General features: G+C 43.6%; 6 protein-coding genes and 4 tRNA genes. 3 read left to right on the top strand and 7 right to left on the bottom strand.

Translation table 11 applies throughout. From position 1 onward, the window contains the following. The 5 genes from AB4167_RS21115 to AB4167_RS21095 all read right to left on the bottom strand — a co-directional run. Positions 1-143, bottom strand: a 143-nt coding sequence (locus AB4167_RS21115; RefSeq protein WP_240798929.1) for a GTP-binding protein, incomplete at its 3' end; no start/stop codon positions are given. 95 nt (positions 144-238) lie between these two features. Beyond that, a tRNA-Thr gene (locus tag AB4167_RS21110) sits at positions 239-314 on the bottom strand. Between the two features lie 13 nt (positions 315-327). Further along, positions 328-402, bottom strand: a tRNA-Gly gene (locus AB4167_RS21105). A gap of 39 nt (positions 403-441) precedes the next feature. Continuing rightward, positions 442-526 (bottom strand) — tRNA-Tyr (locus AB4167_RS21100). Positions 527-570: 44 nt separating this feature from the next. Next, positions 571-646, bottom strand: a tRNA-Thr gene (locus tag AB4167_RS21095). 210 nt (positions 647-856) lie between these two features. Between AB4167_RS21095 and coaA the strand changes: the two genes are divergently transcribed. After that, a complete protein-coding gene (gene coaA / locus AB4167_RS21090) occupies positions 857-1,780 on the top strand; it encodes a type I pantothenate kinase (RefSeq protein WP_017066910.1) in 924 nt (307 codons plus the stop codon). Positions 1,781-1,787: 7 nt separating this feature from the next. Here coaA and birA read toward each other — a convergent pair whose 3' ends face one another. Next, positions 1,788-2,753: a bifunctional biotin--[acetyl-CoA-carboxylase] ligase/biotin operon repressor BirA gene (birA, locus tag AB4167_RS21085; RefSeq protein ID WP_017059800.1), complete on the bottom strand. Its 966-nt coding sequence runs from the start codon at positions 2,751-2,753 to the stop codon at positions 1,788-1,790. After that, positions 2,750-3,796, bottom strand: coding sequence for a UDP-N-acetylmuramate dehydrogenase (gene murB / locus AB4167_RS21080; RefSeq protein WP_017059799.1), 1,047 nt, complete (start codon positions 3,794-3,796; stop codon positions 2,750-2,752). Before murB ends, birA begins: the two co-directional genes overlap by 4 nt. Before the next feature lie 66 nt (positions 3,797-3,862). On the opposite strand from murB, the gene AB4167_RS21075 reads away from it, so the two are divergent. Continuing rightward, entirely contained in the window at positions 3,863-4,294 is a 432-nt protein-coding gene (locus AB4167_RS21075; RefSeq protein WP_017059798.1) for a GNAT family N-acetyltransferase, read from the top strand. A gap of 91 nt (positions 4,295-4,385) precedes the next feature. Then, positions 4,386-5,726 carry a CDP-diacylglycerol--serine O-phosphatidyltransferase gene (gene pssA, locus AB4167_RS21070; protein ID WP_029235079.1) on the top strand — a complete coding sequence of 447 codons (1,341 nt, stop codon included), beginning with the start codon at positions 4,386-4,388 and terminating at the stop codon, positions 5,724-5,726. The last annotated feature ends 571 nt before the right edge of the window (positions 5,727-6,297 follow it).

Here is a 6,297-nt window from a genome sequence, read left to right as displayed (position 1 = left end):
GCGAAATCTTTAGCAACACCACCGTACACTTTTGCAAGAGTAGTACAGATAGCAGCAGTTAGAGTTGTTTTACCGTGGTCAACGTGGCCGATAGTACCAACGTTTACGTGCGGTTTCGTACGTTCAAATTTTTCTTTAGACATGGGGTGTCCCTCTAGGTACGGATTAGGTGGCTTAAAATAAGACCACGCAACCAAAAAAAATGGTTTTCTTTATTAAAGGAGAAGAAGCTTTAGACTGGTGCTAATACCCAGAGTCGAACTGGGGACCTCACCCTTACCAAGGGTGCGCTCTACCGACTGAGCTATATCAGCACACAAAATGAGTTGGAGCGTGCAGCGGGAATCGAACCCGCATCATCAGCTTGGAAGGCTGAGGTAATAGCCATTATACGATGCACGCAACACGTAACTCTGTTTGAGCTATTTAACCTTTAGAATATGGTGGAGAGGGACGGATTCGAACCATCGAAGGCAGTGCCAACAGATTTACAGTCTGCTCCCTTTGGCCACTCGGGAACCTCTCCAAATTTTGAGCTTTCTCTCGCTTGCCTTATAGGAAGGGAGAAAGTGGTGCCGACTACCGGAATCGAACTGGTGACCTACTGATTACAAGTCAGTTGCTCTACCTACTGAGCTAAGTCGGCACAAGTGGGGCGCATTTTATTGAATGATTTTCCACCTTGCAATAGTAAATTGAAAAAAAGTGCAAAATTCTCTGACCAAACTCCTACATACGGCTATTTAGCTCAAGGTTTACGTCTTTAACCCGCATCTAGTACAGGAAGATATTTTATTTATCTATCGCTTGATGTATTTTCCATGCACTTGTTTTGTTATCCACTATAGAGTTTTGTATGAGCCCATTTATGTCATTTGACCGCGAACGTTGGTCTGAGCTAAGGAATTTAGTTCCGATGACACTTTCTGAGAGCGACTTAAAAGAGCTTCAAGGCATCAATGAAAAGCTCACAATGGAAGAGGCAGTAGAGATCTATCTACCGCTATCTCGTCTATTGAACCTCTATGTGGCAGCCAGACAGAATAGAAACTCGGTACTCCACCAATTTCTAGATAAGAAAGAGAAAGCGCCACCTTTTATCATCGGTATTGCGGGTAGCGTAGCTGTTGGCAAAAGTACCACTGCGCGTCTGCTTAAAGCCCTACTCTCTCGCTGGGAAAACCACCCAAAAGTTGAACTAGTGACAACCGATGGCTTTTTATATCCAAACGAGGTGTTAGAAGAGAAAGGGTTGATGAGCAAAAAGGGCTTTCCTGAATCTTACGATATCAAGCGTTTAGTGAACTTTGTTTCGGATGTAAAAGCTTGCAAGAGAAATGTCACAGCCCCTGTTTACTCGCATCTTACGTACAATATTACTGATGACGTTAAGTGCGTCGACCTACCAGATGTGCTTATTATTGAAGGGCTTAATGTTTTACAAACCGGAATGAATTATCCACACGAGCCACATCGCGTGTTTATTTCAGACTTCCTTGATTTCTCACTCTATGTTGACGCTGATAGCCAACAAATCAAAGAATGGTACGTCAATCGCTTTATGAAATTCCGCGATGGCGCGTTTACTAAGCCTGGCTCTTACTTTAGTCATTACACTAAATTATCGAACCAAGCCGCATTGGACAAAGCAGAAGGTATCTGGAGTTCAATTAATGGCTTGAACCTTGAACAAAATATCCTTCCGACAAGAGAAAGGGCTCACCTGATTCTACGTAAAGGCGCAGATCATATGGTTGAAGAAGTGTTACTAAGAAAATAGTAACGCCTTAGTCGCCTTTTCTTAGCGATATCTCGCCACCAATATAGCTCTCGACACCATTCTCAGTTTTGAGCAATACAGCACCTTGTTCATCGATGCCTTGAACAACACCTTCAATTTCTCTAGGTCCAATGATCAATCTAACATTGCGACCTAAGAAATTATCCAAGCGGTTCCAACGCTCTAAAAAATTGGACATTCCTTTCAACTCGTAGTCGACAAGTGACTTATCCCAAGCATTGATCAGAGCCTGCGCTAACTGGTTACGGTCTGGCACCTTCCCATCACACACTTCTTTAAGGGAAGTCCATGGCTGGCCAATACCTGATGTTGTTGGATCCATGGATAGGTTTAGCCCTAAACCAATCACAATATGCGCAGCGCCACCAGACTGTCCTGACAGCTCGACCAAGATACCTGCAAGCTTCTTGTCATTGTGGTAAAGGTCGTTCGGCCATTTAAGCTTTACACCTTCTACGCCCATCTCTTCCAAAGCTTCAACAACAGCTACACCAACCACAAGGCTTAAGCCCATTGCGGCAGCCATCCCCGCGTCGAGTCTCCAATACATTGAAAGATAGAGGTTTGCACCAAATGGTGATACCCACTCTCGTCCACGGCGTCCACGACCCGCAGCTTGATATTCAGCAATACAGACAGAACCCGATTCGAGGGTGTTAGTGCGCTCTAATAGGTGTTGGTTTGTAGAACCTATGATGGGAATGAGTTCAAGAGAAGCATCGCGACTAACTGCAGACAATTTGTCTTGGTCAAGCATATCCAAACGACTGGCTAGTTTGTAACCCTTGCCTTGTACTCGGTAGATATCTAAACCCCACTCTTGAATACCTTTAATGTGCTTACTGATAGCCGCTCGTGATACGCCAATCATTTCACCTAGGTCTTCACCTGAATGAAACTCACCGTCAGCAAGACATCTCAATAGTGCAAGCTTGGTACTGTGCTCTCTCATGCCAATGACTCCAAAGCCTTATCCAAGTTTGTCTCGCAGTCTCGTCCCATAAAGCGCACTTCATGTTCCAATCGAATATCGAATTTATTCAAAACGGACTGGCGCACTCGCTCTGCAAGCTTAAGGATATCCACAGCAGAAGCCTCATCATAATTGATAATAACCAATGCTTGGTTGGGGTGAACCTGAGCGCCACCTTCTGTCACACCCTTGAACTGGCATTGATCAATCAGCCAGCCAGCAGCAACTTTGATCATGTCATTACTCTCATAACCAACCATATTTGGATATAGAGCTAACAAGCGATCAAAATGATCTTTGGTGATCACAGGGTTTTTGAAGAAGCTACCCGCATTCCCTTGTACTCTAGGGTCTGGCAGCTTACTTGAACGGATAGCACACACTTCATCAAATATAGTGCGAGGGGAGAGCGTATCGGCTGCTAGGCTTTTTAACGGGCCATAGTGATTGCATGGCTCCCACTCTTTCGGCAACGTTAAACCAATCGCAACAACAATCGCTTTATCGTAGAGAGCGTGTTTGAAAATAGAATCTCGGTAACCAAAGAGACACTCTTCTTTGCTTAATCGCTTAACTGTATAAGTATCCAGACACAGGATATCGACATACTCGCATACGTCTTGTAGCTCAACACCATACGCACCAATATTCTGAATCGGAGCAGAGCCGGAACAGCCGGGTATCATTGCTAGGTTTTCTAGACCACCCAGCCCTTTATCCACACTCCACTCAACCAAGCTTGGCCAATCCTCGCCACCACTCACATGCAGTAGGTGATGACTGTCCGTCTCGGCCAGCTCAATCCCGGCTAATTTATTCACGATGACCAGGCCAGCGAAGTGCTCAGTAAAAAGCATATTACTGCCCTTACCCAGTATTAACTTAGGCAAAGCTGACCATTTAGGGTCTTTGTAAAGCGAAATAAGTTCTTCGGTAGTGGTGACTTCAACCAACGCATCACACGTCTGATCGATGGAAAAAGTATGAACATTTTTTAAACTAGCATTGAGATGGAATTGCATGGCGATATTCAATTAACTTACACTGCGGTCATTCTACAGCAGATAAACCAATGGCGCAGTGACTGAATGAACAATGTCATCATTACTCAATTAGACCCAGTAAAGGTTCCCCTAGTTAAACGTTTCTATAAAGAACATTACCCAACGGGAAAAGCGAATAAGAGTGAACTGATCTATTCGTTATTGCTGAATAACGAACTGTGCGGTGTCGTGCGTTTTCGTACAATAGAAAATAATCGCTTACTTACCGGTATGGCGATATCAAAACAACATCGTGGTCAGCAATTAGGCTCCCAGCTTATGGATTATTGTGCGCAACATACGCTTACGGAAGATGATTACTGCTTTGCGTACGCTCATCTCACCAATTTTTACGCGCGACACAAATTCGTACAAGTAGACCCTAAAGATCTACCAAATGGTTTAAGAGTTTTATACGAGCGCTATTCGAATAGCGGAAAAGATCTCATTCCTATGCATTATCAGCAAAATTGTTAGAGAATGCCTCGATTATCTAGTATTTGGTGCTATCCCTTTGGTAAAATTAAAGGTTCGCAATTTTGCATATTTTTAAGGTAAAACAGTCAATATGATTGCCAGTAGGAATCCATTCATACAGTTGCCAACCATAGCGCAGAATCCTGACAAGTTTGAAGTACTACTATCAGCGCAAGAGTTTCGAACTCGCCTACTTGATGAAATATCTCGCGCAACGACTCGTATTAGTTTAGTCGCTTTGTATCTTGAAGATGATGAGGCTGGCCGTGAGATCCTAACTGCCTTATATGAAGCAAAGCAAAAGAATCCAGAATTAGACGTGAGCGTTTGTGTCGATTGGCACCGGGCGCAGCGTGGATTGATTGGCGCAGAGTCTTCTGAAGGCAATGCAGCCATGTATAAAGAGTTCGCAGAGAAATATCAACATTCTGTGCCTGTCTATGGCATTCCCGTTCGCGGCAAAGAAGTCTTTGGCGTATTGCACTTAAAAGGCTTTATCGTCGATGATAGCGTGATATACAGCGGTGCAAGCCTTAACAATATCTATCTGAATTACCATGACCGCTATCGCTTTGATCGTTACCATGTTTTAAACAATGCAGCTCTTGCTGACTCAATGTTTGCCTACGTACACGAACAGATGGTTGCGGACAGCGCTGTTTATGACCTGGCTGATAAGAACAAGCCTGCGACCAAAGAACTGAAACCAGCGATTCGTCAGTTTCGAGCATCATTGGCAAGGTCTCAGTATCAATTCGAAGGGCAAGAGGTTTCAGCAGAGCAAGTGGCTGTAACACCATTGGTTGGTATCGGTAAAAGACGTAACCGTCTGAATCAGGGAATCAACCAACTCGTCGCTCAAGCTAAAGATGAAATCTTCATCTGCACACCTTACTTCAACTTCCCACCTAGCCTAGCTAAAGAAGTGAAGAAAGCACTTAAGCGTGGCGTAAAGGTCAGCATTGTTGTTGGTGATAAGACAGCGAATGATTTCTTTATCTCACCAGAAGAAGAGTTTAAAACGATTGGTGGTTTGCCATACCTTTACGAACTGAACTTACGCCGTTTCGCTAAAGCGAATGAAGCTCATATTGCTAGCCGTAATCTATCAATTCGACTTTGGCAACACGATTCCAATAGCTTCCACCTAAAGGGCATTTGGGTAGATAAGCGCTACATGCTACTAACAGGTAATAATCTAAATCCACGCGCATGGAAGTTGGATCTAGAGAACGGTATCTTTATCCAAGATAACTACCATCACCTAACAGACAAGTTTCAGGCTGAAGTGGATAACATCCTTCAACACACTCAGCTTATCTGTACTTATAAGCAGTTAGACAAGGTAGAGAGCTACCCGATGGAAGTTCAGAAGTTGATTCGTAAGATCACTCGTGTGAAAGCCGATAGGGTGCTTAAGCAAATACTGTAGTCGATGTATTAGAGACACTATTTATCAACGCCTAGCAAACGCTAGGCGTTTTTGTATCTACGAGATAGCTATTTAGGTTTGTTTGATGGTCTTTCGAATCAACATCTCTATTTATGCACAGTGAGTGTGATAGCTTGAAGTGTTAAGCATCCTACCTTTTCCTTAGTCAGTCTCAGGGTTCCAGATACGTGTATCAGGTATGGTTTAGATAGCAGCTAAACGAGTACCAATACGAACATAATCGACAATTACCCTTTACGTATTCAAGCAATAAAGTCTCACTCCTTAGGGCGAAGTACGTACGCGATAGAGAATTTCACATAGTAAAACAATCAGATTAGTGCTCTGCTCTATTTAGCTTAAGAGTTAGAAGTGACCACCTATATTCCCAAGCAGCACCTCCCGATATATAGAGAAGTACTTCATAGCTAGCGATAAGGATCTACTACTAAAACCCAAAACACATACGCAGGAAACGACGAAAGCCTAGTCGTCAGACTAGGCTTTCTGATATGTGCCGGAATAGCATGAAGTGCAGGGGCTCGGTGTCTTTATACCAATTAAAGTAAAA

The sequence above is a fragment of the Vibrio sp. 10N.286.49.E11 genome (assembly GCF_041469505.1).
Lineage (GTDB): Bacteria > Pseudomonadota > Gammaproteobacteria > Enterobacterales > Vibrionaceae > Vibrio > Vibrio crassostreae_C.
Note: the sequence above shows the minus strand (reverse complement) of the source record. Positions and strands in the feature narration are given on the sequence as shown.

Bases quoted from the DNA above. Each gene is read 5' to 3' on its own strand.
- coaA (WP_017066910.1), top strand. From the start codon at position 857: ATGAGCCCATTTATGTCATTTGACCGCGAACGTTGGTCTGAGCTAAGG.
- birA (WP_017059800.1), bottom strand. From the start codon at position 2,753: ATGAGAGAGCACAGTACCAAGCTTGCACTATTGAGATGTCTTGCTGAC.
- murB (WP_017059799.1), bottom strand. From the start codon at position 3,796: ATGCAATTCCATCTCAATGCTAGTTTAAAAAATGTTCATACTTTTTCC.
- AB4167_RS21075 (WP_017059798.1), top strand. From the start codon at position 3,863: ATGAACAATGTCATCATTACTCAATTAGACCCAGTAAAGGTTCCCCTA.
- pssA (WP_029235079.1), top strand. From the start codon at position 4,386: ATGATTGCCAGTAGGAATCCATTCATACAGTTGCCAACCATAGCGCAG.